At 57.6% G+C, this 25,695-nt stretch carries 23 protein-coding genes; 9 read left to right on the forward strand and 14 right to left on the reverse strand.

Translation table 11 applies throughout. From position 1 onward, the window contains the following. Positions 1–120: 120 nt before the first annotated feature. From ispC to rpsB, 5 genes are all read right to left on the reverse strand, one after another. The gene (ispC, locus tag V3W49_RS13380) at positions 121–1,317 is read right to left on the reverse strand and encodes a 1-deoxy-D-xylulose-5-phosphate reductoisomerase (RefSeq protein WP_500146108.1); all 1,197 of its coding nucleotides are present in this window, start codon (positions 1,315–1,317) and stop codon (positions 121–123) included. Between the two features lie 136 nt (positions 1,318–1,453). Then, positions 1,454–2,011 carry a ribosome recycling factor gene (gene frr / locus V3W49_RS13385; RefSeq protein WP_500146109.1) on the reverse strand — a complete coding sequence of 186 codons (558 nt, stop codon included), beginning with the start codon at positions 2,009–2,011 and terminating at the stop codon, positions 1,454–1,456. 142 nt (positions 2,012–2,153) lie between these two features. After that, entirely contained in the window at positions 2,154–2,879 is a 726-nt protein-coding gene (pyrH, locus tag V3W49_RS13390) for a UMP kinase (RefSeq protein ID WP_500146110.1), read from the reverse strand. 222 nt (positions 2,880–3,101) lie between these two features. Beyond that, complete coding sequence (gene tsf, locus V3W49_RS13395; protein WP_500146111.1) at positions 3,102–3,953, reverse strand: translation elongation factor Ts; 852 nt, start codon at positions 3,951–3,953, stop codon at positions 3,102–3,104. Positions 3,954–4,138: 185 nt separating this feature from the next. After that, positions 4,139–4,864 (reverse strand): 30S ribosomal protein S2, encoded by a 726-nt coding sequence (gene rpsB / locus V3W49_RS13400; RefSeq protein ID WP_500146112.1) that lies wholly within the window; start codon positions 4,862–4,864, stop codon positions 4,139–4,141. Between the two features lie 317 nt (positions 4,865–5,181). Here rpsB and map point away from each other — a divergent pair, with 317 nt between their 5' ends. From map to V3W49_RS13420, 4 genes are all read left to right on the forward strand, one after another. Next, complete coding sequence (gene map, locus V3W49_RS13405) at positions 5,182–5,976, forward strand: type I methionyl aminopeptidase (RefSeq protein ID WP_500146113.1); 795 nt, start codon at positions 5,182–5,184, stop codon at positions 5,974–5,976. A 42-nt stretch (positions 5,977–6,018) separates the two neighbouring features. After that, positions 6,019–8,688 carry a bifunctional uridylyltransferase/uridylyl-removing protein GlnD gene (glnD, locus tag V3W49_RS13410; RefSeq protein ID WP_500146115.1) on the forward strand — a complete coding sequence of 890 codons (2,670 nt, stop codon included), beginning with the start codon at positions 6,019–6,021 and terminating at the stop codon, positions 8,686–8,688. A gap of 42 nt (positions 8,689–8,730) precedes the next feature. Then, the gene (gene dapD, locus V3W49_RS13415; protein ID WP_500146117.1) at positions 8,731–9,555 is read left to right on the forward strand and encodes a 2,3,4,5-tetrahydropyridine-2,6-dicarboxylate N-succinyltransferase; all 825 of its coding nucleotides are present in this window, start codon (positions 8,731–8,733) and stop codon (positions 9,553–9,555) included. Positions 9,556–9,801: 246 nt separating this feature from the next. Beyond that, positions 9,802–10,188 carry a DUF3461 family protein gene (locus V3W49_RS13420; protein ID WP_154777606.1) on the forward strand — a complete coding sequence of 129 codons (387 nt, stop codon included), beginning with the start codon at positions 9,802–9,804 and terminating at the stop codon, positions 10,186–10,188. Positions 10,189–10,190: 2 nt separating this feature from the next. Here the strand turns inward: V3W49_RS13420 and V3W49_RS13425 are convergent, their stop codons facing one another. The 3 genes from V3W49_RS13425 to dgt form a co-directional block, all read right to left on the reverse strand. Then, positions 10,191–11,360, reverse strand: coding sequence for a CdaR family transcriptional regulator (locus tag V3W49_RS13425; RefSeq protein ID WP_500146119.1), 1,170 nt, complete (start codon positions 11,358–11,360; stop codon positions 10,191–10,193). Positions 11,361–11,515: 155 nt separating this feature from the next. After that, on the reverse strand, positions 11,516–12,943 hold the full coding sequence (gene degP / locus V3W49_RS13430; protein ID WP_500146120.1) for a serine endoprotease DegP: 1,428 nt from the start codon (positions 12,941–12,943) through the stop codon (positions 11,516–11,518). A 150-nt stretch (positions 12,944–13,093) separates the two neighbouring features. Then, positions 13,094–14,608: a dGTPase gene (gene dgt / locus V3W49_RS13435; protein WP_500146122.1), complete on the reverse strand. Its 1,515-nt coding sequence runs from the start codon at positions 14,606–14,608 to the stop codon at positions 13,094–13,096. A gap of 64 nt (positions 14,609–14,672) precedes the next feature. Between dgt and mtnN the strand changes: the two genes are divergently transcribed. Genes mtnN through V3W49_RS13450 form a run of 3 tightly spaced genes read left to right on the forward strand, consistent with a single transcriptional unit; the run spans position 14,673 to position 16,807 of the window. Beyond that, a complete protein-coding gene (gene mtnN / locus V3W49_RS13440) occupies positions 14,673–15,371 on the forward strand; it encodes a 5'-methylthioadenosine/S-adenosylhomocysteine nucleosidase (RefSeq protein WP_500146124.1) in 699 nt (232 codons plus the stop codon). Then, positions 15,364–16,176, forward strand: a complete 813-nt coding sequence (gene btuF, locus V3W49_RS13445) for a vitamin B12 ABC transporter substrate-binding protein BtuF (RefSeq protein ID WP_500146125.1) — start codon at positions 15,364–15,366, stop codon at positions 16,174–16,176. Before mtnN ends, btuF begins: the two co-directional genes overlap by 8 nt. 10 nt (positions 16,177–16,186) lie before the next feature. Beyond that, on the forward strand, positions 16,187–16,807 hold the full coding sequence (locus tag V3W49_RS13450) for a TRIC cation channel family protein (RefSeq protein ID WP_500146127.1): 621 nt from the start codon (positions 16,187–16,189) through the stop codon (positions 16,805–16,807). A gap of 52 nt (positions 16,808–16,859) precedes the next feature. On the opposite strand, the gene erpA is transcribed toward V3W49_RS13450, so the two are convergent. Beyond that, positions 16,860–17,204 (reverse strand): iron-sulfur cluster insertion protein ErpA, encoded by a 345-nt coding sequence (gene erpA / locus V3W49_RS13455; protein ID WP_500146128.1) that lies wholly within the window; start codon positions 17,202–17,204, stop codon positions 16,860–16,862. An 81-nt stretch (positions 17,205–17,285) separates the two neighbouring features. After that, positions 17,286–18,713, reverse strand: coding sequence for a H(+)/Cl(-) exchange transporter ClcA (gene clcA / locus V3W49_RS13460; protein WP_500146129.1), 1,428 nt, complete (start codon positions 18,711–18,713; stop codon positions 17,286–17,288). A 178-nt stretch (positions 18,714–18,891) separates the two neighbouring features. Here clcA and hemL point away from each other — a divergent pair, with 178 nt between their 5' ends. Further along, positions 18,892–20,172: a glutamate-1-semialdehyde 2,1-aminomutase gene (gene hemL / locus V3W49_RS13465; protein ID WP_500146131.1), complete on the forward strand. Its 1,281-nt coding sequence runs from the start codon at positions 18,892–18,894 to the stop codon at positions 20,170–20,172. A gap of 36 nt (positions 20,173–20,208) precedes the next feature. On the opposite strand, the gene V3W49_RS13470 is transcribed toward hemL, so the two are convergent. Next, the gene (locus V3W49_RS13470; protein WP_500146132.1) at positions 20,209–20,991 is read right to left on the reverse strand and encodes an NAD(P)H-dependent oxidoreductase; all 783 of its coding nucleotides are present in this window, start codon (positions 20,989–20,991) and stop codon (positions 20,209–20,211) included. Between the two features lie 91 nt (positions 20,992–21,082). Here V3W49_RS13470 and V3W49_RS13475 point away from each other — a divergent pair, with 91 nt between their 5' ends. After that, on the forward strand, positions 21,083–21,994 hold the full coding sequence (locus tag V3W49_RS13475) for a LysR family transcriptional regulator (RefSeq protein WP_500146134.1): 912 nt from the start codon (positions 21,083–21,085) through the stop codon (positions 21,992–21,994). Here V3W49_RS13475 and fhuB read toward each other — a convergent pair. The 3 genes from fhuB to fhuC are packed head-to-tail and all read right to left on the reverse strand — an operon-like array spanning position 21,991 to position 25,666. Further along, positions 21,991–23,976, reverse strand: coding sequence for a Fe(3+)-hydroxamate ABC transporter permease FhuB (gene fhuB, locus V3W49_RS13480; protein ID WP_500146135.1), 1,986 nt, complete (start codon positions 23,974–23,976; stop codon positions 21,991–21,993). The genes V3W49_RS13475 and fhuB overlap by 4 nt on opposite strands. Then, on the reverse strand, positions 23,973–24,869 hold the full coding sequence (gene fhuD, locus V3W49_RS13485; protein WP_500146136.1) for a Fe(3+)-hydroxamate ABC transporter substrate-binding protein FhuD: 897 nt from the start codon (positions 24,867–24,869) through the stop codon (positions 23,973–23,975). The genes fhuB and fhuD overlap by 4 nt, the downstream gene beginning before the upstream one ends. After that, the gene (gene fhuC, locus V3W49_RS13490) at positions 24,869–25,666 is read right to left on the reverse strand and encodes a Fe3+-hydroxamate ABC transporter ATP-binding protein FhuC (RefSeq protein WP_500146137.1); all 798 of its coding nucleotides are present in this window, start codon (positions 25,664–25,666) and stop codon (positions 24,869–24,871) included. Before fhuC ends, fhuD begins: the two co-directional genes overlap by 1 nt. Between the last annotated feature and the right edge of the window lie 29 nt (positions 25,667–25,695).

Consider the following 25,695-nt stretch of genomic DNA (forward strand, 5'->3'; position numbering starts at 1 on the left):
CCACGGCTTAACCACCTGATAAGCACCAATGAGCTTCCATCGGGTGGCGCAGACTATATCACCTCAGCCCTGGAGCCACAAATATACCCTTCATACTTCGGGTATAACGACGCCGCTTTATCAATGGGTAAAGCGCGCAATTTTTGCCGATGCCTGCGCTCGCGCTTCGCTATCCACCCCCAGCACCTCTTCCACGCTGCGAGGCTCCGGGACGGCAAGCGTCGCCAGTACGTCGTGATTTAGCGCCGCAATATCGGTGAATCCAATGGCGCCCTCCAGGAAAGCCGCTACGGCTATCTCATTAGCCGCATTCAGCGCAGTGGTCGCCGCCTGCCCCTGCTCAAACGCCGTCATGGCCAGTTCCAGACAAGGGTAGCGCTGCATATCCGGCATCTGGAAGCTAAGCGAGCCCATCTTGCAAAAATCCAGCGGTTCAACGCCGGAATTAACGCGTTCCGGATAAGCCATAGCATGTGCGATAGGCGTGCGCATATCCGGCTCTCCCAGCTGCGCCAGTACGCTGCCGTCCTGGTAGCGCACCATCGAATGAATCACCGATTGCGGGTGAATCAACACCTCCATCTGTCCGGCGGAGGCGTTAAATAACCAGCGAGCTTCTATGTATTCGAGACCTTTGTTCATCATGGTGGCAGAATCGACGGAGATTTTACGCCCCATCGACCAGTTCGGATGCCGACAGGCCTGCTCGGGGGTTATTTCCCCGAAACTCGCCAGCGGCGTCTCCCTGAACGGGCCACCTGACCCGGTGAGAATGATGGAGCGAACCCCATTTTCCTCCAGGTCAGCGTATCCCAGCTGTTGCTGAATTGTTTCGGGCATACTCTGAAAAATGGCATTATGTTCGCTGTCGATGGGCAAAAGTTGCGCACCTGACTGCTTCACCGCATCCATAAACAGTCGGCCACAGGTCACCAGCGACTCTTTATTGGCCAGCAGCACCTGCTTACCGGCCCGAATCGCCGAAAGCGTCGGTAACAGCCCGGCTGCGCCGACGATCGACGCCATCACCTGATCGACCTCGTCCAGCGCCGCCATATCGCAGGCGGCCTGCCTGCCGGACAGCACTTCGGTGCGGCTTCCCGCCTCTTTCAATCGCGCGCCGAGCTCGCGCGCGCTGGCGTTATCGTCCATCACCGCATAACGCGGCTGGAACTCAAGGCACTGCGACAGCATGCGGGAGACGTTGCTTCCTGCCACCAGCGCGGAAACGGCGAACTGTTCGGAATTGTGGCGAACCACATCAAGGGTGCTGCAACCGATAGAGCCGGTCGAGCCAAGAATGGTCAAATGCTTCATGAAACGCTCTGAAACCCGAGGTATATATCGAACGCGCGGCTTGGCCGCACGACCTGAGAAGCAAAAAACGCCGCCAGCGCAGGCCGCTTGAGCAGCCGCCCTGTACGGCGTTTTTCATAAGGCTTGCGAAGAGCGATTAGAAATCCATCAGCTCTTTTTCTTTGTCTGCCAGCGCCGCATCAATTTTCTTAATGGCCGCATCGGTCAGTTTCTGAACATCATCCTGAGAACGACGCTCATCGTCTTCGCTGATCTCTTTATCTTTAAGCAGCGCTTTAACTTTGTCGTTAGCGTTACGACGAACGTTACGCACCGATACGCGCGCGTCTTCGGCATCGCCACGAACCACTTTGATCAGGTCCTTACGGCGTTCTTCGGTCAGCGGCGGCAGCGGTACGCGGATGTCCGCACCAGCTGAACTCGGGTTCAGCCCCAGATCGGAAGTCATGATAGCCTTTTCGACAGCAGCGGCAATGGAACGGTCGAACACGTTCACTTTCAGCGTGCGGGAATCTTCCGCAGTAACGCTTGCCAACTGACGCAGCGGCGTAGCGGCACCGTAGTATTCCACCATGATGCCGTCCAGCAGGCTCGGGGAAGCGCGACCGGTACGGACTTTGCTGATTTGGTTTTTAAACGCTTCTACGCACTTGTCCATGCGTACTTCAGCATCTTTTCTGATATCGCTAATCACGTTATAAGTCCTTGAATACTGGTTGTCAGGCTGCCCGCACCGCCAGCAGCGGTGTGCTTAAGTATAGCGCTCTTTGTCGGGCCAACCTGTGAGAAATCGATTTCGAAGGCGGAATCTTACCCTGATTCCAGGCAAACGAAAATTAGTCCGTAATCAAAGTGCCTTCTTTTTCACCCATAACCACCCGACGCAGCGCGCCCGGCTTGTTCATGTTGAAAACGCGAATCGGCAATTTATGATCGCGGGCCAGCGTAAAGGCAGCAAGATCCATGACTTTCAGCTCTTTCTCCAGCACGTCCTGATAGTGCAGTTGCTCATACAGGGTCGCGTTCGGATCTTTTACCGGATCGGCAGAGTAGACGCCATCGACCTTAGTCGCTTTCAGTACCACATCAGCTTCGATCTCGATACCACGCAGGCAGGCCGCCGAATCGGTAGTGAAGAAGGGATTCCCGGTACCAGCAGAGAAGATAACCACACGGCCATTGCGCAGCAGGCTGATCGCCTCCGCCCAGCTGTAGTTATCACACACACCGTTCAGCGGAATAGCGGACATCAGACGGGCATTCACATAGGCGCGGTGCAGCGCGTCGCGCATGGCCAGACCGTTCATCACGGTTGCCAGCATGCCCATGTGGTCGCCGACTACGCGGTTCATACCGGCTTCGGCCAGTCCCGCGCCGCGGAACAGGTTACCGCCGCCAATAACCACCCCAACCTGGATCCCCAACTCAACCAGCTCTTTAATTTCCTGAGCCATGCGGTCCAGTATGCTTGCATCAATACCGAAGCCCTCTGCACCTTGCAGCGCTTCGCCGCTCAGTTTGAGCAGAATGCGTTTATAGACGGGTTTTGCATTGGTAGCCATGTTTCTTTCCTGGAACAGTCAACAAATGGGATGGTTAAGCCTGGCGACAGAGTGTTGTCGCATAGCGGTCAAAGCGAAATCAGAGCAGGCTGATAATGGTCTCTGACCGTTGCGCCCGTTTGCCCGTCGGCGAAGGAAAAAATGCCCGACGACCGGAATTCAGGCGCAGTCCGTTAGTTACGGACAAAAAAGAGCCGCCCCCAGGCGGCTCCTTTAACAGCATTACTGCTGTCTGGACATAGCAGCTACTTCAGCCGCAAAATCAGCTTCAACTTTCTCGATGCCTTCACCCACTTCGAAGCGGATGAAACCGGTCACGTCAGCGCCTTTCTCTTTCAGCAGCTGGCCCACGGTTTTGCTCGGATCTTTAACGAAAGCCTGGCCGGTCAGAGAAACTTCGCCGGTGAATTTCTTCATACGACCTTCAACCATTTTCTCTGCGATCTCTTTCGGCTTACCGGACTGCATCGCGATGTCCAGCTGAACCTGGTACTCTTTCTCAACCACGTCAGCAGATACATCTTCCGGCTTCACGAATTCCGGTTTGCTGGCAGCAACGTGCATAGCGAGATCTTTCAGCAGCTCTTCGTCGGCACCGGTTGCGGCAACCAGAACACCGATGCGTGCGCCGTGCAGGTAGTCGCCCAACTGAGCGCCTTCCAGGATAGCCACGCGGCGGATATTGATGTTTTCACCAATTTTAGCAACCAGCGCAACACGCTCTTCTTCGAACTGAGCTTTCAGGGCTTCAACGTCAGATACTTTGCCGTTAGCGGCAGCATCCAGCACTTTGTCTGCAAATGCCTGGAAACCAGCATCTTTAGCCACGAAGTCAGTCTGGCAGTTAATTTCCAGAATCACACCGTAGTCGCCCATGATTTTGGTTTTAACAACGCCGTCAGCAGCCACGTTGCCAGCTTTCTTCGCCGCTTTGATAGCGCCGGATTTACGCATGTTCTCGATAGCCAGATCGATGTCGCCGTTAGCTTCGACCAGCGCTTTTTTACAATCCATCATGCCTGCGCCGGTACGCTCGCGCAGCTCTTTTACCAGGGAAGCGGTAATTTCAGCCATTATTTAATCCTCGGTTATCTCGTGCGATGAGATCTACCCCATACCTTCAAGGTATGGCGGTACAGTACGACTCATCAGAAGAATAGTCTGACAAGTCGGACTCAAACAAAAAAGGGGCCTGAGACAGGCCCCCTAACCAAACTTTTTATACCTGGTTAATAAGGGCTCTAAAAGAGCGAACCTTATTATTCAGCTTCAACGAAGCTTTCTTCCGCCTGGGTAGCCAGATCCTGAGAACGACCTTCGCGGATAGTCGCGGAAACAGCGTTCAGGTACAGGCTAACAGCGCGAATTGCGTCATCGTTACCCGGGATAACGAAGTCAACGCCGTCCGGATCGGAGTTGGTATCAACGATAGCAAATACCGGAATCCCTAAGTTGTTTGCTTCTTTGATAGCGATGTGCTCGTGATCGGCGTCGATAACGAACAGCGCGTCCGGCAGGCCGCCCATGTCCTTGATACCGCCCAGGCTGTTTTCCAGCTTGTCCAGTTCACGGGAACGCATCAGCGCTTCTTTTTTGGTCAGCTTGTCAAAGGTGCCGTCCTGAGACTGAGTTTCCAGATCTTTCAGACGCTTGATGGACTGACGAACGGTTTTCCAGTTGGTCAGCATGCCGCCCAGCCAGCGATGGTTCACAAAGAACTGATCGCAGTTGGTTGCAGCTTCTTTTACCGCTTCGCTTGCAGCGCGCTTAGTACCAACGAACAGGATCTTGCCTTTACGGGCAGAGATTTTGTTCAGCTCAGCCAGAGCTTCGTTGAACATCGGTACCGTTTTCTCAAGGTTGATGATGTGTACTTTGTTACGCGCGCCGAAGATGAACGGCTTCATTTTCGGGTTCCAGTAACGGGTCTGGTGACCGAAGTGAACACCAGCCTTGAGCATATCGCGCATGGAAACAGTTGCCATGTTTAAACCTCTATAGATTAAAGTGGGGTTATGCCTCCACGTATCCCATATTGCCGACTCCGAAGAGCACCCCGGAATATGTGTCGATACGTGTGTGTTATACACAAAGTGAGTTTTCGTCTGTTCCGTTCCGTATGCTACCTGCTATACGAAATAGAATTCCGGCGCGCTTTATACCACAAACCGGCGCTGGACTCCAATAGTTGTTGGCGGGTAACGGATAGCATCATTCGCAATTTGGCTACCTGGATCTGCCCTGATACCATTAGCGCTATCATTAATTATTGTCGAAACCCCGACACAGCGGATCACATTGCATGGCAATCTCAATCAAAACACCTGAAGATATTGAAAAAATGCGCGTCGCGGGCCGCCTGGCCGCCGAAGTGCTGGAGATGATCGAACCCCACGTGGTGCCCGGCGTCACAACCGGCGAGCTGGATCGCATCTGCAACGACTACATCGTCAACGAACAACAGGCAGTTTCCGCCTGCCTGGGCTATCACGGCTTTCCGAAATCGGTCTGTATCTCGATTAACGAAGTGGTGTGCCACGGCATCCCCAGCGACGATAAGCACCTGAAGGATGGCGATATCGTCAATATCGACGTCACTGTGATTAAAGACGGTTTCCACGGTGACTCGTCCAAAATGTTTATCGTTGGCAAGCCGACTATCCTTGGCGAACGCCTGTGCCGCATTACCCAGGAAAGCCTTTACCTGGCGCTGCGCATGGTAAAACCCGGCATCCGCCTGCGCACGCTGGGCGCCGCAATCCAGAAATTTGTGGAAGCGGAAGGCTTTTCCGTGGTGCGTGAATACTGCGGTCACGGCATCGGAGAAGGTTTCCATGAAGAGCCCCAGGTTCTGCATTATGATGCCGACGATGGCGGCGTGGTGCTGAAAACCGGTATGACTTTCACCATCGAGCCGATGGTTAACGCCGGCGATTACCGTATTCGCACCATGAAAGACGGCTGGACGGTGAAAACCAAAGATCGCAGCTTGTCTGCACAGTATGAGCATACTATTGTGGTTACCGAGAACGGCTGCGAGATTCTGACCCTGCGCAAAGATGACACCATCCCGCGCGTAATATCGCATGATGAATAACCGCTGAAGCCGGCGCATGCCGGCTTTTTTATGGGCCCCCGCATGGATAACAGTTCACCTCATCTGAATACGACACGGGCCACCCTCCCCGGCCAGCCGGAAAATCCCAACACCTGGCAGGAAGAAAACTTCTCTCTCGATATCCTGCGCGGTCATCTGGACGACTTCCATCAATGGCTGGGTTGCGCCTTTGACGATGGCGTAACGGTCGATAAACTTATCAACGCCCGCACCGAATTTATCGATCAACTCCTGCAACGTCTGTGGCGCCATAGCGGCTTCGGTGAGGTTCCCGGGCTGGCACTGATCGCCGTGGGCGGTTACGGCCGCGGCGAATTGCACCCCCTGTCGGATATCGATCTACTGCTCCTGAGCCGCGAACCGCTGCCGGAATCAATGGTACAAAAAGTGAGCAACCTGATAACCACGCTCTGGGATTTGCGTCTGGAGCCAGGGCACAGCGTGCGTCCCCTGGAGGAGTGTCTTCAGGAAGGGCTTAACGATCTGACCATCGCCACTAACCTTATCGAATCACGTCTGCTGACCGGCGACGTCACGCTGTTTCTGGAAATGCAGAAGCGGGTATTCAGCGACGACTTCTGGCCATCGGAGAGGTTTTTCGCCGCCAAAGTGGCGGAGCAGGAAGAACGCCATCAGCGCTATCATGGCACCAGCTACAATCTGGAGCCGGATATCAAAAACAGCCCCGGCGGCCTGCGCGATATTCACACTCTTCAGTGGGTAGCCCGTCGCCACTTCGGCGCCACGTCGCTAAATGAGATGGTCGGCTTCGGCTTTCTGACCGACGCTGAACGCGTCGAACTAAACGAATGCCAGATTCAGCTATGGCGTATCCGCTTCGCGCTGCATCTGGAGCTGAAGCGCTACGACAACCGTCTGTTGTTCGACCGACAACTGAGTGTCGCCCGGCGTCTGAACTATAGCGGTGACGGCAATGCGCCGGTCGAACAGATGATGAAAAACTTCTATCGCGTCATGCACCGGGTCAGCGAACTGAACCAGGTGCTGTTGCAGCTGTTCGACGAAGCGATTCTGGCGCTGCCTGCGGATGAAAGGCCTCGCCCTATCGATGATGACTTCCAGCTGCGCGGCTCGCTTATCGATTTGCGTGACGAAACGCTGTTTATGCGCGAGCCTCAGGCTATTTTGCGCATGTTTTACACCATGGTACGCAACCGCGAGATTAGCGGAATTTACTCCACAACCCTGCGCCAGTTGCGTCACGCTCGCCGTAATCTGAAACAGCCGCTGTGCTATATTCCGCAAGCCCGCGAACTGTTTCTGGCCATGCTGCGCCACCCCGGCATGGTGCGCCACGGCCTGCTGCCAATGCACAAATACAGCGTACTCTGGGCCTATATGCCGCAGTGGGGGCACATCGTCGGCCAGATGCAGTTCGACCTGTTCCACGCCTACACCGTGGACGAACACACCGTGCGGGTTTTGTTGAAGCTCGAAAGCTTTGGCGATGAAGAGACCCGCCAGCGCCATCCGCTGTGCGTCGATCTCTGGCCGCGGTTGAGTCACCCCGAACTGATCTTTATCGCCGCGCTGTTCCACGACATCGCCAAAGGGCGCGGCGGCGATCACTCCATACTGGGCGCCCAGGACGTTCAGGCTTTTGCCGAACTGCACGGTCTGAACTCCCGCGAAAGCCAGCTGGCCGCCTGGCTGGTGCGCCAGCATCTGCTAATGTCGGTCACCGCCCAGCGCCGCGACATTCAGGATCCAGAAGTGATCAAACAGTTTGCCAAAGAGGTGCAGACCGAAAACCGCCTGCGCTACCTGGTATGCCTGACGGTGGCAGATATCTGTGCTACCAACGAAACCCTGTGGAACAGCTGGAAACAGAGCCTGCTGCGCGAGCTCTATTTCGCTACCGAAAAGCAGCTCAGGCGCGGAATGCACAATACGCCGGATATGCGTGAGCGGGTGCGCCATCATCAGAGCCAGGCGCTGGCGCTGCTGCGAATGGAGAGCATCGACGAAGAGGCGCTGCATCAAATCTGGCGCCGCTGTCGCGCCAGTTATTTCGTGCGCCACAGTCCGAATCAGCTGGCCTGGCACGCCCGCCACCTGCTACGCCACGATCTGAACCAACCTATTATCCTGCTCAGCCCGCAGGCCACCCGCGGCGGCACCGAAATCTTTATCTGGAGCCCGGACAGGCCTTACCTGTTCGCCGCAGTCTGCGGCGAACTGGACAGACGTAATCTGAGCGTCCACGACGCCCAGGTCTTCACCACCCGCGACGGTATGGCGATGGATACTTTTATCGTTCTGGAGCCAGACGGCACGCCGCTTTCCGCCGATCGCCACGACGCCATCATTCAGGGACTGGAACAGACCATCACCCAGCGCAGCTGGCAACCGCCGCGCCCGCGTCGCCAGTCTGCCAGGCTGCGCCACTTTAATGTGCCGACCGAAATCACCTTTCTACCGACCCATACCGAGCGCCGCTCGTTTATGGAGCTGATTGCCCTCGACCAACCGGGGCTGCTGGCTATCGTTGGGCAGATCTTCGCCGATCTCGGTATCTCCCTGCACGGCGCGCGGATCACCACCATTGGCGAGCGGGTAGAGGATTTGTTTATCCTGGCGACCGCAGAAGGACGGGCGTTGGGGGAAGATCTACAACGCGAAGTACAGCAACGGTTGACAGAGGCCCTTAATCCAAACGATAAAGGGTAACTTCTTTTAAGTAACAATTAGCCATCAGGAAAGAGCAAAACAATGCAGCAGCTTCAAAAAGTGATTGAGTCCGCCTTCGAACGCCGCGCCGACATTACGCCGGCCAACGTTGATTGTGAAACCCGCGATGCTATCAACCAGGTTATCGCCCTGCTCGACAGCGGCGCACTGCGAGTAGCCGAGAAAGTTGACGGCCAGTGGGTGACCCATCAGTGGCTGAAGATGGCGGTCCTGCTCTCCTTTCGCATTAATGATAACCAGGTCATGGAAGGAGCGGAAAGCCTCTATTTCGACAAGGTGCCGATGAAATTCGCCGACTACGACGAAGCGCGCTTCCAGAAGGAAGGCTTCCGCGTGGTGCCGCCAGCCGCGGTACGCCAGGGCGCGTTTATCGCCCGCAACAGCGTACTGATGCCCTCTTACGTTAACATCGGCGCATACGTTGATGAAGGCACCATGGTGGATACCTGGGCGACCGTAGGCTCCTGCGCCCAGATCGGTAAAAACGTACATCTGTCCGGCGGTGTGGGCATCGGCGGCGTCCTGGAGCCGCTACAGGCAAACCCGACCATCATCGAAGACAACTGCTTTATCGGCGCGCGCTCTGAAATCGTCGAAGGGGTTATCGTTGAAGAAGGCTCCGTGATCTCCATGGGCGTCTATATCGGCCAGAGCACCAAAATTTATGACCGCGAAACCGGCGAAGTACACTACGGCCGCGTTCCGGCAGGTTCTGTCGTGGTTTCCGGCAATCTGCCTTCCAAAGATGGCAAATACAGCCTCTACTGCGCAGTCATCGTCAAAAAAGTCGACGCGAAAACTCGCGGCAAGGTTGGCATTAACGAACTGCTGCGCTCTATCGACTAAGCGCCCGTCAGTTACGTTCGGGGCGGCGCCGGCTTCCGGCGCCGCCTTTTTTATCCCTACGCCGCATTGAGCACGCCGCCAGACCGACCTGGCTCTTTCAGCGCTATGTCTTACCGTCTTATGTCCTGACGCCCAATAGTTACGAGAACCCAACCGGGGTTTTCACTCTTCGGACTGGCAAAAAATCCGCTTTCCGGTAACTATCTACTGGTTGCTCTCGTTTCGCTTAAAGGGGAAAACGCCGCTATGTACGATAATCTGAAAAGCCTTGGCATCACCAACCCGCAAGAGATTGACCGCTACAGCCTGCGCCAGGAGGCGAACAACGATATCCTGAAGATCTACTTTCAGAAGGATAAAGGCGAATTCTTCGCCAAAAGCGTGAAGTTTAAATACCCGCGCCAGCGTAAAACAGTCGCTGCAGGCGGCGCCGGTCAGGGATACCGGGAAGTTCAGGAAATCAGTCCTAATCTGCGCTACGTGATCGACGAACTCGATCAAATCTGCCAGCGCGAGCGCAGCGATGTCGATTTGAAGCGCAAGATTCTTGACGACCTGCGCCATCTGGAAAGCGTAGTGGCCAACAAAATCAGCGAGATCGAAGCCGATCTCGAAAAGCTGACCCGCAAATAGCTTTAGCCAACGCCGCCCTGCTGCTCATCCAGTTGCAGGGCGATATACAGCAACAGCCGATCGTCGAAATGACCCAGATTAAGCCCCGTTAACTCCGCGACCCGATTCAAGCGGTATTCCAGCGTATTACGATGAATAAACAGCGCCCTTGAGGTTGCCAGCGGCTGAACATTATGGCGGAACCAGGCATTCAGGGTACGGCGCAGCAGGCCGTTGTTGTCCATCGATTTAAGGCGGGCCAGCGGCCGGGCCAGTTCGTTAGCCTGCCAGCCGCCGCGCAAACCATCAAGCAGTACCGGCAACATCAGATCCTGATAAAAATAGCAGCGCTGTTCCGGCATTCTCTGTTTACCCACCATCATGGTGGTTCGGGCCGTACGCCACGATCGGGCAATCGCCCCCTGGCCGGTGAAATAGTTCCCCAGTGCGATACGAAAACGCGGATGGCCGCTCTCTTCCATACGGGATAATAGCTGTTCTACACGTTTGCGGTGATCGTCCGCGTCCCAGCGGCCAAACGCGTTCAGGGCCGGTTTCAGCACCACCATTTCCGTCAGGGAGACAATCGCTATCAGATTATTACGTTCCGGCGTGGTCAGGGCATTCTGCAGGCGCTGTAACTCCTCCATCGCGCTGTCCACCCCCAACTGGCCGCTGTCCACCTCGACTACGGCCACCACCCGTGGCTGATTAAGATCAATGCCCAGCCGCTGCGCCCACTCCACCAGCGCTGGCGTATGCTCTTCTGCCTGAATCAGGTTCATCACCAGTTCTTCGCGCAGCCGGCGATCCTGGGCCAGCAGATGCATCAGCCGCGACTGCTCCAGCATCATCTCCGCCGTCATACAGACCAGTTCACCATACTGGCGCAGCGTCTGTGGGGCACCAGTCAGCCCGATAACGCCGACTATCTCGCCTTCCAGACGCAGCGGCAGGTTAATTCCCTGACGCACCCCGTGCAGATGGCGCGCTACCGCATCGTCGATATCCACAACCCTTCCCTGAGAGAGCACCAGTAACGCACCTTCGTGCAACTCGCCAACTCGCTCCTGGTCTCCACTACCAATAATCCTGCCACGCGCATCCATGACGTTGATATTGGTATCGATAATGCGCATCGTCCGATCCACAATCTCCTGCGCCATCAGGTCATTCAGGTGCCAGTCCGCCATAATTCCACCTCTTGCTCATCCGACGTTCCAGCATATGCCAGAGATACGGCGATAACATTGTGCAAATGCCCAAAGCATGGCATCAGGATATGGAGATGTGTAAAACTTCACAAAAAAAGGCCGCATAAGCGGCCCTATTCTCGATGGCAGAAAAATTACTGCATCAGCAGGTAGATGGAGGTATCGCCGCGCTGAATGTTCAGCGCCAGTACCGACGGTTTACTGTCGAGAATCTTACGCAGTTCCGCAATATTGTTAACCGGCTGCTGGTTAGCGCCAACGATGATATCGCCCTTCTTCAGGCCGATACGCGCCGCCGGAGTATTACCTTTAACGCTATTGACGATAACACCTTTATCTTTACCCGCGCGGTTGCTCAGTTCAGCCCCTTCGATACCGTTGAAGACGCTGGAAGAGTCCACCTGGTTCTGGCTGCTCTGCTGCAACTCCAGGTTAACGGAAACCTGCTTGCCTTCACGCAGCAGACCCAGCGCCACTTTGCTGCCCACCGGCATGCTGCCTACCTGGGCGCGCAGCGCGGCAAAGCTGCTGACAGGCTTACCGTTCATAGAAACAATAACGTCACCCGCCTTGACGCCAGCCTTCGCTGCGGAAGAGTTCGGCATCACCTGGCTTACGAAGGCGCCACGCTGGGCATCGACCTTCATGGCTTTCGCCAGATCGGAGTTCAGCTCGGTTCCCATAATTCCCAGTTCACCGCGCTTGACCTGACCATATTTCACCATCTGTTCGGTCAGGCTCTTCACCATATTGCTGGGGATGGCGAAACCGATACCGATGTTGCCGCCGTCCGGCGCCAGAATAGCGGTGTTGATACCAATCAGTTCGCCGTTCAGGTTAACCAGCGCGCCGCCGGAGTTACCGCGGTTAATCGCGGCATCGGTCTGAATGAAGTTTTCATAATTTTCCACATTCAGCCCGCTACGCCCCAATGCGGAAACAATACCTGAGGTCACAGTTTCCCCCAGACCATAGGGGTTACCGATAGCGACGGTGTAATCACCCACCCGCAGAGCGTCGGAATCCGCCAGTTTAATCGCGCTCAGGTTCTTCGGATCTTTCAGCTCAATCAGTGCGATATCAGACCTGGGATCCTTACCAACCACCTTGGCGTCGAACTTACGTCCATCGCTCAGTTGAACCTTAATGCTGGTCGCCTTATCGACAACGTGGTTGTTGGTCACCACATAGCCTTTTTCGGCATTAATAATGACCCCGGAGCCCAGCGCCATAAATTTCTGCTGCTGGCCGCCATCAGCACCGCCCTGCTGACAGAAGGGCGAACTCTGGAAAGGCGACCCGTCCTGGCAAAACGGCGAATTATCGCCAAAGAATTGCTGGAAATTACGCGGCATACGCGGTGTATTAACCGTAGTACTCCCTTCTACGTTAATACTCACCACCGATGGCATCACTTTTTCCAGCATCGGCGCCAGACTTGGCATCTGTTGCGACGCGACGGAGGAAGAAGCAGTCTCAGCGGCGGAGGCGAATGACGCAGGGGTCAGCGCCAGGCCCAGACTCAGAGCCAGCGCACTCATTGCTAACGTGGTTTTTTTCATCAGTTTCAATCTCAAATTTCTTTAAATACTGAGCGAGCCAGAATGGCTTTTGTTTATGGCAATAATCAGAGTGAATTTATAGCGCGAAGTTCCCCTAAATAACTTACGGAAAAAGTAAAAATTTATTGTACGTCTTTACAAAGCGGCAACTCAGGTCACCGCCATCAGCCGCCGGTATTCGTCCCAGGCGTAGAGATCGGTCATTCCGCTGATATAGTCCTGAATCAAACGACAGCGATAATAAAACTCCATTACCTCCATGTCAGACGAGTTTTCTGGCAAATTCCTGATTGCCTCAATATAAGAAAGGCAGTGTTTGGTCGATAATTTATGGTACAGCCGGGTTTCGATCGGCAAATGGCGTACGCTATTATTCGCCACCATTTCCTGAAAATCCTGAAACGACATCATTAACAGCGGACGATAAATATCCAGCAGGCCGCTAATGACGCGGTAGCCCTGAAGCTCCAGTTGCTCCACTTCGGGATGGCAAAAAACGTGGCGCTTCGCTACCTGCTTATACAGCTCCAGCAAACGGCTGAATGGGCTGTCGTCCTCCAGCAGCGCATGATTAAACGACCCAGCGTATATTTGCTCAATATTATCAATAAAGCGCTGGGCGGCATAGGGCACCAGCTTGTTCAGCGTATTGACCCGCAGGTACATAAAGAACTGATCTTCCGAACTACGCCGCATGGTATTAGTGCCTGATTTTTCCCAGGCGTCATTAACCACGACAGAAAACAGATCGCCGGGACGAGGTTCTCCCCAACTGGTTTTCAGGTGCTGGTAAAGCTGCTCTACAGTGAAAATATTTTTTTCTACCGCATCTTCCAGATCCGCCACGCAGTAAGAAATATCATCGGCCGCTTCCATAATCCACGTCAAAGGAAAACGACAGTATTCGTCCATATCCAGCTCGCGCCGCAGCCGGGCGATATAGGCCTCTTCAGAAAGATAAAAGCCGGGCTTTTTCATCAGATAGCGAAAGGCTTCCGGTGGTTGGTCGGCATCCCAGGCTGGTCGGGTATATTTCAGAATACAGCCCACCTGAGCCCAGGTTAAATTCATCCGCAGTAGTGAATGCACCAGACGAATGCCCTGGGCGTTACCCTCAAAATGGCAGAGATCCTGACGTACCCGAGCCCGCAGGACATTCTGCTCATGCTCCCCTTCCCGCAGCCGCAGGCAGGCTATTTCACAGCGCGTATCGCGTTCGGCGCCATGACGGGAGTCTTCCGGAAACAGGCGCTGGCGAAACCAGTCATTGATGGCCGCTTCGCCAAAATGGCCGAACGGCGGGTTGCCGATATCGTGCATCAGGCAGGCCATCTCGACGATACTCTCAAAAGGCCCGGTCAGTTCATCAAGTCCGTAAGGTTCCAGCAGCTTCAGCTCTTTCAGGCGGCTCAACACCTCACGGGCGATATAACGCCCTACCTGCTGCACCTCCATGGAGTGAGTTAGCCGGGTACGCACCGCCGCATTGCGCTCCAGCGGAAAGACCTGAGTCTTCTGCTGCAGGCGACGGATAGCCGGCGAATTGATTATCCTGCCGCGATCGCTTTCAAAAATCCGCAGAATTTCATGCTCCGTTTTCTCTCCCTGCGGCGAACGAAACCGGCGGTGCCAGTTTATTTTCCTGCGAAAATCAATACCGTTCATGCTCCCTCCCGTTTTTCCAGCCATGATAGACTATACAGCCAAATTAGCCCTGGAGAGTACCCGAATGAAAGTTGGCATCATTGGTGCAATGGAAGAAGAAGTCACGCTACTGCGCGACAAAATTGAAAACCGCCAGACGCTCAAACTGGGCGGCAGCGAAATCTATACCGGCACGCTGAATGGCGTAGAGGTGGCCCTGCTGAAATCAGGCATCGGTAAAGTGGCCGCCGCGATGGGCGCCGCTCTGATGCTGGAGTGCTGCAAACCAGACGTGGTGATCAATACCGGTTCGGCGGGTGGCCTGGCGCCGTCGCTGAAAGTGGGTGATATCGTCGTTTCCGACGAAGTCCGCTACCATGACGCAGATGTCACCGCATTTGGCTATGAATACGGCCAGATGGCGGGCTGCCCGGCGGCCTTCACGGCCGACAAAGGGCTGATTAACGCAGCCGAACGCTGCATTGACGCATTAAGCCTGCACGCCGTGCGTGGTCTGGTGGTCAGCGGCGACGCATTCATTAACGGCGCGGAAAACCTGTCGAAAATTCGCAGCCGCTTCCCGCAGGCGATTGCCGTAGAGATGGAGGCTACCGCTATCGGTCACGTCTGCCATAATTTCGCTACCCCGTTCGTGGTGGTACGCGCCATTTCCGACGTAGCCGACCAGGAGTCGCACCTGAGCTTCGAAGAGTTCCTGACTGTCGCGGCCCGCCAGTCCAGCCTGATGGTAGAATCGCTGGTGCAAAAGCTGGCCCATGGCTAACTGGCGTGGCAGAGCCATGCTCTGCGCTCTGCTGATGCTGGTACCGGCGTGGCTGTTTGCCGCGCCGCGCGTTATTTCACTCTCTCCTGCTAATACCGAACTGGCCTTTGCCGCTGGCATTACCCCCGTGGCTGTCAGCGCCTGGTCAGACTATCCCGAACAGGCGAAAAATATTGAACAGGTGGCGGACTGGCAGGGCATTAAGGTCGAACGAATTCTGGCTCTGAAACCAGACCTGATCCTGGCCTGGCGCGGCGGAAACCCCCGTCGTCCCATCGAGCAACTGTCCCGATTCGGCGTAAAGGTGCTGTGGCTCGATCCCGTCCGGGTCGAAGAGGTCGCAGACGTACTACAGCAACTGGCGGAGTGGAGTCCGGCGCCAGATAAGGCGCACCAGGCGGCGGCCCAACTGCGCGAACAGTGGAAAATGCTACAGCGGCACTACAGCGAACGCCCGAAACGGCGGGTATTTTTACAGTTTGGCGACCGTCCACTGTTCACAAGTTCTGCCCGTTCACTCCAGAATCAACTGCTGGAAACCTGCGGTGGTGACAACATCTTTGCCGAAAGTAAGGTGCCCTGGCCCCAGGTGAGTCGGGAACAGGTGCTGGCCCGTCGGCCTCAGGCTATTATTACGCCAGGTGGGGAACAAAAAGCGGCTGCCGTTCGGCGCTTCTGGGGAACCACGCTGCCGGTGCCGGTAATTAGCCTGAAAGAGGACTGGTTTGAACGGGCCGGGCCGCGTATTATCCTCGCCGCCCGGCAGCTTTGCGGGGCGTTGTCGCATCTGAAATCACCGAGTTGAGGCTCTCTGCATGCTGGTCTACTGGCTGGATATTATTGGCACGGCCGTCTTTGCGATTTCCGGCGTTCTGCTGGCGGGAAAACTCCGTATGGATCCCTTCGGAGTACTGGTTCTCGGGGTGGTAACCGCAGTGGGTGGCGGAACCATTCGCGATATGGCGCTGGATAACGGCCCGGTATTCTGGGTGAAGGATCCTACCGACCTGGTAGTGGCGATGGTCACCAGCATGCTGACTATTATACTGGTGCGACAGCCCAGACGTCTGCCGAAATGGACGCTACCTGTACTGGACGCTGTCGGCCTTGCGGTATTTGTCGGCATCGGGGTGAATAAAGCCTTCCAGGCCGGAACCGGGCCGTTGATAGCCGTTTGCATGGGAGTGCTGACCGGCGTGGGGGGTGGCATTATCCGCGACGTACTGGCGCGTGAAGTTCCAATGATCCTGCGCACCGAAATCTATGCCACTGCCTGCATCGTTGGCGGTATCGTCCACGCCACCGCATGGGATATCTTTCAGGTTCCGCTGGAGCAGGCCAGTATGATCGGTATGGCCGTGACGCTGAGCATTCGTCTGGCCGCCATCCGCTGGCATCTGAAGCTGCCCACCTTTGCGCTCGAAGACCGCCAGTAAAAACAACAAGGCCGCGCATTATGCGCGGCCCCATGTCAGCCAAAGCTGAAAATTAAATGCTGAACGAAGAACCGCAACCGCAGGTGCTGGTCGCGTTCGGGTTGTTCACCACAAAGCGGGAGCCTTCCAGACCCTCGGTATAATCAACGGATCCGCCGACCAGATATTGCAGACTCATGGGATCCACCACCAGCGATACGCCCTGTTTCTCAATGGTCATATCGCCTTCGTTGACCTGGTCATCGAACGTAAAGCCATACTGGAAGCCGCTGCAACCACCACCGGTGATGTACACGCGCAGCTTCAGATTCGGGTTTTCCTCATCTGCGATCAGGTGTTTTACTTTACTGGCTGCCGCATCGGTAAACTGCAGGGGCAGCGCTACGTCATCACTCATTTTTTGCTCCCAACTAAGGACATCGTCGGGTAAAAATCAACCCGATCTTTGATGCCATTATCCAATACCCTGGTAAATCGTTCAAGTATTCTCCTGAACCGGGACTTTCTCCTTCTGCTGCCCCAGTTGCCTGTCCGCCTCCTGTTTTGCCAGGGTGCGAGCAAGGATCGACGAATAGAGCGGTTTACCTCCCAGGAACTGGGCTAACAGGGTAGCGCCCAGACAGGTGATAATCATCGGCAAAATGAGCTGGTAATTATCGGTCATCTCCAGAACCAGAACGATACCGGTCAGCGGCGCCCGCACCGAGGCGGCGAACAGCGCCCCCATACCGGCAATGGCAAAGGTACCCGCTTCCAGATTATAGCCGGGAAACCAGACCGTGCAGACCATGCCGAATGCGGTACCGAACAGCGTGCCCAGCGCCAGCATCGGTGCAAAAATGCCACCGGGAGCGCCGGAAGAGAAGCACAGCAGCGTGGTCACGACCCGGGCGATAAAAATAAACAGTAGCGTCGTCACCGTATAGTTACCGGCGGCGGCAATGGGGATAAGCGCAAAACCGCCGCCCGCCGCTTCCGGCTCGATCAATCCCAGAACACCGCATATACCACCCAGCAACCCGCCAATCAGCACCCACTTCTTAATATTGCCACCGTGCAAGCGCTGGAACATATCCTGAGTACGAAAGACCATGCCGTTAAATAGCGGCCCCAGCACCCCAAATATCATCCCCAGCACCAGGTAGAGCCAGAGCGTCTCTACCGGCGCGTTAATCAGTTTACCGACTTCGATGACCGCCCCTTCCCCGTTAAAGATGCGGAACACCACACTCGACATAATCACGCCGGTAAAAACGGCTTTAATCGAGATCAGGTTGTATCGGAACTGCGGGCGCATCTCTTCAAGAATGAACAGAATCCCGGCCAGCGGCGCGTTAAAGGCCGCAGAAAGCCCCGCCGCCGCGCCGGTGGCTAGTAGCGTATGACGCGCCTCGGCGCCGCGTACCCGGAAAATATCCAGCACCATACGTCCGATATTGCCACCAATCTGCACCGTCGGCCCTTCGCGCCCCAGCACCATGCCGCCGCCCAGAGTTCCCATACCGCCGATAAATTTGACCGGCAGAACCCGCCACCAGCGTACCGGGCGCATCTCTTCCAGCGCCCCTTCGATCTCCGGAATCCCGGAACCGCCCGCTTCCGGCGCAAAACGCCGCACCAGCCAGTAGCCCACCATCGCAAGCCCCGCCGAAACGATAAACGCCGTCGGCCATACCAGCCACCAGCGATATGCCGTTTCAGCTAATAGCCCGATTCGGTTGTGCTGTACCCAGGTCACGGCCTTCTCAAACGCCACCCCGACCAGCCCAGCCAGGGCGCCGACCACGGCAGCCATCAGCAGAATAGCCAGCGGTGTTTTATCACGATGGATCAGGCGACGCACGATATCACCACGCCGCAGACGGACGACCTGGCGTGACTCGAAAGAGGGAGATTCAGGATTCATAGGTAATCATAAATTGGTATGACCAAAAACCATCGCACATTCTATCACCTTACTGGCTTACGTCATCAGAAAAAACCTTACAAAGCACCATGGTTCCATCGGGCAAAGCTTTTATAAACTTTGCATAATCCCGTAGAATAACCAGTTACACACCACCATACGAATCAGGAGTCGATTCATGAGCCAGTCTGAAAACCTCTACGCTACCGCTCGCCAGCTTATTCCCGGGGGGGTTAACTCACCGGTGCGCGCCTTTACCGGCGCAGGCGGCGCGCCGCTGTTTATCGAGCGAGCCGACGGCGCATACCTCTATGATGTCGACGGCAAGGCCTATATTGACTATGTTGGCTCCTGGGGCCCAATGGTGCTGGGCCATAACCATCCTGGGATTCGAAGCGCGGTTATCGAAGCGGCGCAGCGCGGCCTGAGCTTTGGCGCACCGACCGAGATGGAAGTCAAAATGGCGCAACTGGTCACCGAGCTGGTGCCGACCATGGATATGGTGCGTATGGTGAACTCCGGTACTGAAGCCACCATGAGCGCCATCCGTCTGGCTCGCGGCTTCACCGGCCGCGACAAAATCATCAAATTCGAAGGCTGTTACCACGGCCATGCCGATTGCCTGCTGGTGAAAGCCGGTTCCGGTGCCCTGACCCTGGGCCAGCCTAACTCGCCGGGGGTGCCCGCCGACTTCGCGAAGCACACCCTGACCTGTACCTATAACGATCTCGACTCCGTGCGCGCCGCCTTTGAACAGTATCCACAGGAGATCGCCTGCATCATCGTCGAACCGGTAGCAGGCAACATGAACTGCGTGCCGCCGCTGCCTGAATTCCTGCCGGGGCTGCGAGCGCTGTGCGACGAATTCGGCGCGCTGTTGATTATCGACGAGGTGATGACCGGCTTCCGCGTGGCGCTGGCGGGCGCTCAGTCTTACTACGATGTGGTGCCTGACCTTACCTGTCTGGGCAAAATCATCGGCGGCGGGATGCCGGTAGGCGCCTTTGGCGGCCGCCGCGAAGTAATGGAGGCCCTGGCTCCCACTGGCCCGGTCTATCAGGCGGGTACGCTTTCCGGCAACCCCATCGCCATGGCGGCGGGTTATGCCTGTCTGAGCGAAGTGGCCCAGCCCGGCGTACATGAAACCCTGGACGAACTGACTACTCGCCTGGCGCAAGGGCTGCGTGAAGCGGCTCAGGACGCAGGGATCCCACTGGTGGTGAACCACGTGGGCGGGATGTTTGGCCTGTTCTTTACCGATGCGCCGACCGTCACCTGCTATCAGGACGTAGTGGCCTGCGATGTGGAACGCTTCAAACGCTTCTTCCATCTGATGCTGGACGAAGGCGTCTACCTGGCGCCTTCCGCCTTCGAAGCGGGCTTTATGTCCATCGCTCACAGCGCCGAGGATATCAACCGCACCGTCGACGCCGCCCGCAAGGCGTTCGCGAAGCTGTAACCCCATTCGCCGCCGACCTCCGTCGGCGGCGTTTTCCTACGATCGTAAATGAATCCCGAAGCCGCTCTGCCCCGGCGCAATATCTTCACGCAGCGTCAGATCGGGAATGGTGTAATCACCGCCGTTCTGATAGCGCCAGCCCATGATCGGCTGCTGCCATAGGGTATCCAGCCGCTCCCCCAGTGCGGCGCGCTCCCGGGCAAAGCGCTGCTCGTCCACTTTGCCGGTGCGCCAGACCAGATGCGGCGCCAGCACGTCAAAGCCAGGATACCACAACATGCCGTGATGAATCGGAAACAGAATATCGTCGATCGGGCCGTTAACGCCCCTGGGGCCATAGTGGGACTCCCATCCACCAATCGTGACCACCAGCATGGCGCGCTTACCAACCATGCTGCCTTCCCCATAGCGATCTCCCCAGTGGCGGTCTGAATGCTCCCCGACCCCATAGGCAAGCCCGGCGGCGTAAACCCGCTCCACCCAGCCTTTCATAATCGCCGGCATCGACATCCACCACAGCGGAAACTGAAAAATCACCGCATCCGCCTGGCGCAGTTTTTCCTGTTCCCGGGTGATATCTGCCGCCTGAGTGCCTTCGTTAAACGCCCTGAGCGAATCCATAGTGGGGTTAAGGGGCAACGCTGGATCCCGGGCCGGATAATCCCGGGCATCCAACTGCGCCTTCCAGTTCATGGCATAGAGATCGGAAAGCATCACTCGATGGCCTGCCGCCTCCAGTCGTTCAATGATAAATGTCTTGATCGCCCCATTCAGGGAGCGGGGCTCCGGGTGGGCATAAACCAGCAGAACATGGCTCATCTCTGTCACTCCTTACGGGATTGATGTTATGAGCAGACTAGTGCGCCACCAGGTATAGTTGAAATGAATAACCTAAATAGCAGGTATAGCCATGAACAATTTTGATGGTCTGGATCTGAATCTGCTGGTAACGCTGGACACCCTGTTGCATGAGCAAAGCGTAACGCGCGCGGCGGCCCGGCTTCATCTTTCCCAGCCTTCGGTCAGCATCCAGTTAGCGAAGCTACGCGACCATTTTCAGGATCCTCTACTGATCCCCGGCCCCAGAGGGATGCGCCCCACCGCCAGAGCCGAAGCGCTGCGGGAACCTCTGCATCTGGCGCTCGGCACGCTAAGGCAGGCCGTCGCGCCCCCTTCCCGTTTCATTGCGGAGCAGGCCTGCCTCACCTGGTGCGTGATGGCTTCAGACTTCAGTGAACAAACGGTGTTGCTGCCTGCACTTAACCGGCTACGGGCCGAAGCGCCTGGATGCCGGCTGGCGATTATCAGTCAGGCGCCGTCGCGTCTTGCGGAAATGACCGAGCGCGGCGGCGTCGATCTGGCCTTTAATACCCGGGAGGAAGCCCCGCCGGGGCTACGCAGCCGGGTGCTGTTCGAAGAGCGCTACGTGCTGGCCTGTCGGCGCGACCATCCGCATCTGATGACCCTGCCCACGCTGGAAACCTTCTGCGCACTGGAACACATTGTCATTTCACCGGAGGGGGGTGGCTTCGCGGGCATTACCGATAAAGCGCTGGCGACGCAGGGTATCCGGCGTCGGGTGGCGCTCTCCGTGCCTCGTTTCAGCTTTGCGGCCGCTATTGTAGCCCAGAGCGATATGGTGGCGGTGCTGCCAGAGCGTCTGGTACATGGTCAGCCAGGGCTGCGGACCTGGGAGCCCCCCGTCGCCCTGCCCGGCTTTGAGATGCTGATGCTATGGCCCGAGCGACTGCACCGGGATCCGGCACACCGCTGGTTAAGAGAGCGAATCGCGACTCCGCCCGGGGAGCCGATATCCGTTTAACGCCCCTGCCTGCGCAGCAGCAGCACGAAGTAAGGCGCGCCGATAAAGGTGGCCAGCAGACCCGCCGGAACCTGATCCGGGAACAGCAGCATCCGCCCGCACCAGTCGGCCAGCACCATCAGCGCTCCACCGAGCAGCACCGCGATAATCAGCTGCGGCATGGCGCGACGAAACCCCATCATTCGGGCGATATGGGGCGCCATCAGCCCGACAAAGCTCAGGGGGCCGATGGTCAGGGTCGCCGCGGCCGTCAGACAGGCGGCCAGCAGCAGCAGCGCGATCCGGGTCGGCGTTAGCGCCATCCCCACCGCCCGGGCGGTGGGGCCACCCAGCGGCAGAACCTGTAGCCAGCGGTGGCAAAGCGGCGTCAACGCCAGCAGCACCACCATCACCAGCGCGGTACGACCCGCAGCGGCGCCGGTCACGTTATAGGTCGAACCGGAAAGCCAGGTCAGCAGAGAAGCCATGCGCGGATCGCCGCTCGCCATCAGCATCATCAGCAGCATGGTGAAGGCGGTGCCGATCGCCATCCCCGCCAGCAGCATACGCTGGGGTGAAAAACCGCCGCGTCCGGCAGCGGCCATGATAACCATCAGAGTCAGGGCGGCACCCAGACTCCCCGCCGGCAGCAGCCAGCCGAAGGCGTCTCCCGGCACCATAAACAGCATCACCACCACGCCGAAGGCCGCACCAGAGCTAATCCCCAGCACTTCCGGGCTGGCCATGCCGTTACCGGTCAGGCGCTGGATAATACAGCCCGCCGCCGCCAGCATCATCCCGGCGCTCAGGGCCGCCAGCACTCGCGGCCAGCGCCAGTGCCAGAGCTGCCCCAACAGCTCACCAGAGGCCCAACGCCAGCCGACGGCATCGCGCCCCAGAATCAACGCGACAGCCAGCAACGCCAGCAGCAGCCCGACGCCCAGTAACGCATAGCCAATCACATGGCGGCGCTCCGCACTGACGCTGGCCCCTTCGTTCATTGAGGGGGCGCTCATAGTGCGCAGACGCGGCAGCAGCCACAGCAGCAGCGGCGCGCCGATAAGCGCAGTCACCGTCCCGGTAGAGAGCTCCCGCCACACCCGGGTCAGCCAGACAATAATCTGATCGGAGAGCCACAGGATCAGCGCGCCAGTCAGTGCCGCCAGCACCAGACGGGCCAGCAAGCGCCTGGCTCCCAGCATTCGCGCCAGCAGAGGAGCGAACAGACCGATAAAGCCGACGATCCCCACCGCATTGACCAGCAGCGCGCTGATGGCAATGGCCAGCGCCAGAGTCCCCAGTCGCACCATAGAGAGCGCCAGCCCCAGATTACGCGCCACGCCGTCGTCCAGCCCGATCAGCGTCAGCGGACGCAGCAGCAGCAGGGTCAGCACCACGCCGCCCAACAGCTGCGGCCACAGGCTGTCGACAATGCGCCAGTCGGTCTGATTCAGAGCGCCGGTGCTCCACAGGAACATATTCTGGAGCTGGTCATGGTGGAAAATCGCCAGCAGCTGGTTGATGGCGCCGCAATACAGGCTTACCACCAGTCCCGCCAGGATAAGAGTCACCGGCGACAGCCGCTTGCCCCAGGCCACGCCGAATACCAGCAAACCAACAATGCCGGCCCCGATCAGCGCCGCAAACTGCTGGGTCAGCAGCCCGCCCGGTAACGCCCACAGCGTGGCGACGGTGACGCCCAGCTGCGCGCCGGTGGCGACGCCGAGCGTGGTGGGCTCCGCCAGCGGGTTGCGCAACACCTGCTGGAACAGCACCCCGACCAGCCCAAGACCCGCCCCCACCAGCAGCGACACCGCCAACCGCGGCAGCGCGCTATAGTGAAACAGCATCTGCGCAATACTGTCGATATCTGGCTGACGCAGGGCACGCCCCCATTGCGCCAGCGGTAACTGGGCGTTCAGGTTGAAGCCGGTTATCGCCAGCGCGGCAATGAACAGCACGCTCAGCAGAATTCCCGGTATCATCACGTGACGGTGCCTCATGCACGGCCTCCCAGCGCCTGATCCAGCAGGCGGCAGAAGTGCATGGCCGACAGAGTCGCGCCATAAAACCAGACCGGCGGCATGCGCTGAAAACGCCCGGCGCGCACGAACGGCATAGCCTGCCACAGCGGCGTAGCGGCGATCCTCTCCATCATGGCGTCGTCACCATGGGCGAAACACAGCACGTCGTGGGCTTCGATGGCGGCCAGCCGTTCAAGGCCGACCACCGCGCTGCCCCAGAAATTCACCTCGCCCTGCCAGGCATTTTTCAACCCCAGCATATCCATCACCTGCTGGAACAGGCTGTTAGGCCCAATCACCAGCGCATGGCGCTCATCAAGCAACGACATCAGCAGCAGCGGACGCTCGCCCCGCCCGGCAAAGCGCGGCCGCATCTGTTCGATAAAGGCGTCGAACGCATTCAGATGGGCGCGGGCCTGAGATTCCAGCCCCAGCGTTTCCCCCAACTGGAGAAGCGACTGGCGGGAACTGGTCAGCGGCTGGCGACCATCGCTAAAGTTAACCCCCAGGCCTGGCGCGATACGCTTAATTTTATCTTCTCCCGGCCCGTAGCCGGCGGAGTAAACAATGAGCGAGGGCCGCAACTGGGTCAGCAGCTCCAGGTTGGGCTCGGTACGCAGCCCAACCTCGATAATACCTTCCGGCAGCGGCGGCTCCCCGACCCACAGGCGATAGTTAGTGATATCTGCCACCGCCATCGGGGTAACACCCAATGCGACCAGCAGCTCCACCGGCAGCCACTCCAGCGCCACCACCCGGCGGGGATCGACCGTCGCCGCCCGCACGTTGCGGGAATGCCACAGCAGCGGCGCCAGGGCCAGCGCCGTCACCAGCCGACGACGGCTGATGCCCGTTGCAAACAGATTATTCATTACCAGACAAAACTTACCGGCGAACCGCCCGCCGGATGCGAAAGAATGCCCATCGGAATACCGTAGACTCGCTCCAGAATTTCGCCGTTCATCAGCGCCTCCGCAGAGCCTTCGGCAATCATCTCGCCGCCGCGCAGCGCCACCAGATGATCGCAGTAGCGGGCGGCCATATTGATGTCATGCAAAACCGCTACTACCGTCAGCCCCCGCTTCTGGCTCAGGCGGTGAATCAGCGCCAGCACTTCCACCTGATGGGCGATATCCAGCGCCGAAGTGGGCTCGTCCAGCAGCAGGCACTGGCTGTCCTGGGCCACCAGCATCGCAATCCAGGCACGCTGGCGTTCACCGCCGGAAAGGCTGTCCACCAGGCGTTGAGCCAGCGGTTTCAGCCCCACCAGCGCGATGGCTTCATCCACTTTTTCGCGATCGGCTACGCCAAAGCGCCCCAGCGCCCCGTGCCACGGATAACGACCAATAGCCACCAGCTCGCGCACCGTCATCCCTTCGGCGGCAGGAAGCTGCTGGGGCAGATAGGCCACCATGCGGGCAAACGCCTTGCTGCTCCAGCTCTCCAGCGGTTGGCCTCCGAGCATGATCTCGCCGCCAGAAGCCTTCTGATGGCGTCCCAGCATTTTGAGCAGCGTTGATTTTCCTGAACCGTTATGACCGATAAGGCCGGTCACTTTCCCGGCGGGAAAAGTGAGCGTGAGAGGGTGAAGCAGCGTGCGCCCCGGCACGCGAAAAGAGACATCGGAGAGGCTGAACGTCGCCCCGGGGGCACTCGGTTTATCCTGCATAGCTCGCCAATTGGTTGGTGGGCGCGGCT

Origin of the sequence: Rosenbergiella sp. YN46 (assembly GCF_036620675.1) — a bacterium.
GTDB lineage: Bacteria > Pseudomonadota > Gammaproteobacteria > Enterobacterales > Enterobacteriaceae > Jejubacter.

Excerpts from the sequence above, each read along its gene's own strand:
- V3W49_RS13420 (WP_154777606.1), top strand. The coding sequence starts at position 9,802 with ATGTACGATAATCTGAAAAGCCTTGGCATCACCAACCCGCAAGAGATT.
- V3W49_RS13475 (WP_500146134.1), top strand. The coding sequence starts at position 21,083 with ATGAACAATTTTGATGGTCTGGATCTGAATCTGCTGGTAACGCTGGAC.
- dapD (WP_500146117.1), top strand. The coding sequence starts at position 8,731 with ATGCAGCAGCTTCAAAAAGTGATTGAGTCCGCCTTCGAACGCCGCGCC.
- erpA (WP_500146128.1), bottom strand. The coding sequence starts at position 17,204 with ATGAGTGATGACGTAGCGCTGCCCCTGCAGTTTACCGATGCGGCAGCC.
- degP (WP_500146120.1), bottom strand. The coding sequence starts at position 12,943 with ATGAAAAAAACCACGTTAGCAATGAGTGCGCTGGCTCTGAGTCTGGGC.
- tsf (WP_500146111.1), bottom strand. The coding sequence starts at position 3,953 with ATGGCTGAAATTACCGCTTCCCTGGTAAAAGAGCTGCGCGAGCGTACC.
- ispC (WP_500146108.1), bottom strand. The coding sequence starts at position 1,317 with ATGAAGCATTTGACCATTCTTGGCTCGACCGGCTCTATCGGTTGCAGC.
- dgt (WP_500146122.1), bottom strand. The coding sequence starts at position 14,608 with ATGAACGGTATTGATTTTCGCAGGAAAATAAACTGGCACCGCCGGTTT.
- btuF (WP_500146125.1), top strand. The coding sequence starts at position 15,364 with ATGGCTAACTGGCGTGGCAGAGCCATGCTCTGCGCTCTGCTGATGCTG.
- hemL (WP_500146131.1), top strand. The coding sequence starts at position 18,892 with ATGAGCCAGTCTGAAAACCTCTACGCTACCGCTCGCCAGCTTATTCCC.
- clcA (WP_500146129.1), bottom strand. The coding sequence starts at position 18,713 with ATGAATCCTGAATCTCCCTCTTTCGAGTCACGCCAGGTCGTCCGTCTG.
- V3W49_RS13425 (WP_500146119.1), bottom strand. The coding sequence starts at position 11,360 with ATGGCGGACTGGCACCTGAATGACCTGATGGCGCAGGAGATTGTGGAT.
- fhuB (WP_500146135.1), bottom strand. The coding sequence starts at position 23,976 with ATGAGGCACCGTCACGTGATGATACCGGGAATTCTGCTGAGCGTGCTG.
- rpsB (WP_500146112.1), bottom strand. The coding sequence starts at position 4,864 with ATGGCAACTGTTTCCATGCGCGATATGCTCAAGGCTGGTGTTCACTTC.
- map (WP_500146113.1), top strand. The coding sequence starts at position 5,182 with ATGGCAATCTCAATCAAAACACCTGAAGATATTGAAAAAATGCGCGTC.
- V3W49_RS13470 (WP_500146132.1), bottom strand. The coding sequence starts at position 20,991 with ATGAGCCATGTTCTGCTGGTTTATGCCCACCCGGAGCCCCGCTCCCTG.
- glnD (WP_500146115.1), top strand. The coding sequence starts at position 6,019 with ATGGATAACAGTTCACCTCATCTGAATACGACACGGGCCACCCTCCCC.
- V3W49_RS13450 (WP_500146127.1), top strand. The coding sequence starts at position 16,187 with ATGCTGGTCTACTGGCTGGATATTATTGGCACGGCCGTCTTTGCGATT.
- mtnN (WP_500146124.1), top strand. The coding sequence starts at position 14,673 with ATGAAAGTTGGCATCATTGGTGCAATGGAAGAAGAAGTCACGCTACTG.
- fhuC (WP_500146137.1), bottom strand. The coding sequence starts at position 25,666 with ATGCAGGATAAACCGAGTGCCCCCGGGGCGACGTTCAGCCTCTCCGAT.
- pyrH (WP_500146110.1), bottom strand. The coding sequence starts at position 2,879 with ATGGCTACCAATGCAAAACCCGTCTATAAACGCATTCTGCTCAAACTG.
- fhuD (WP_500146136.1), bottom strand. The coding sequence starts at position 24,869 with ATGAATAATCTGTTTGCAACGGGCATCAGCCGTCGTCGGCTGGTGACG.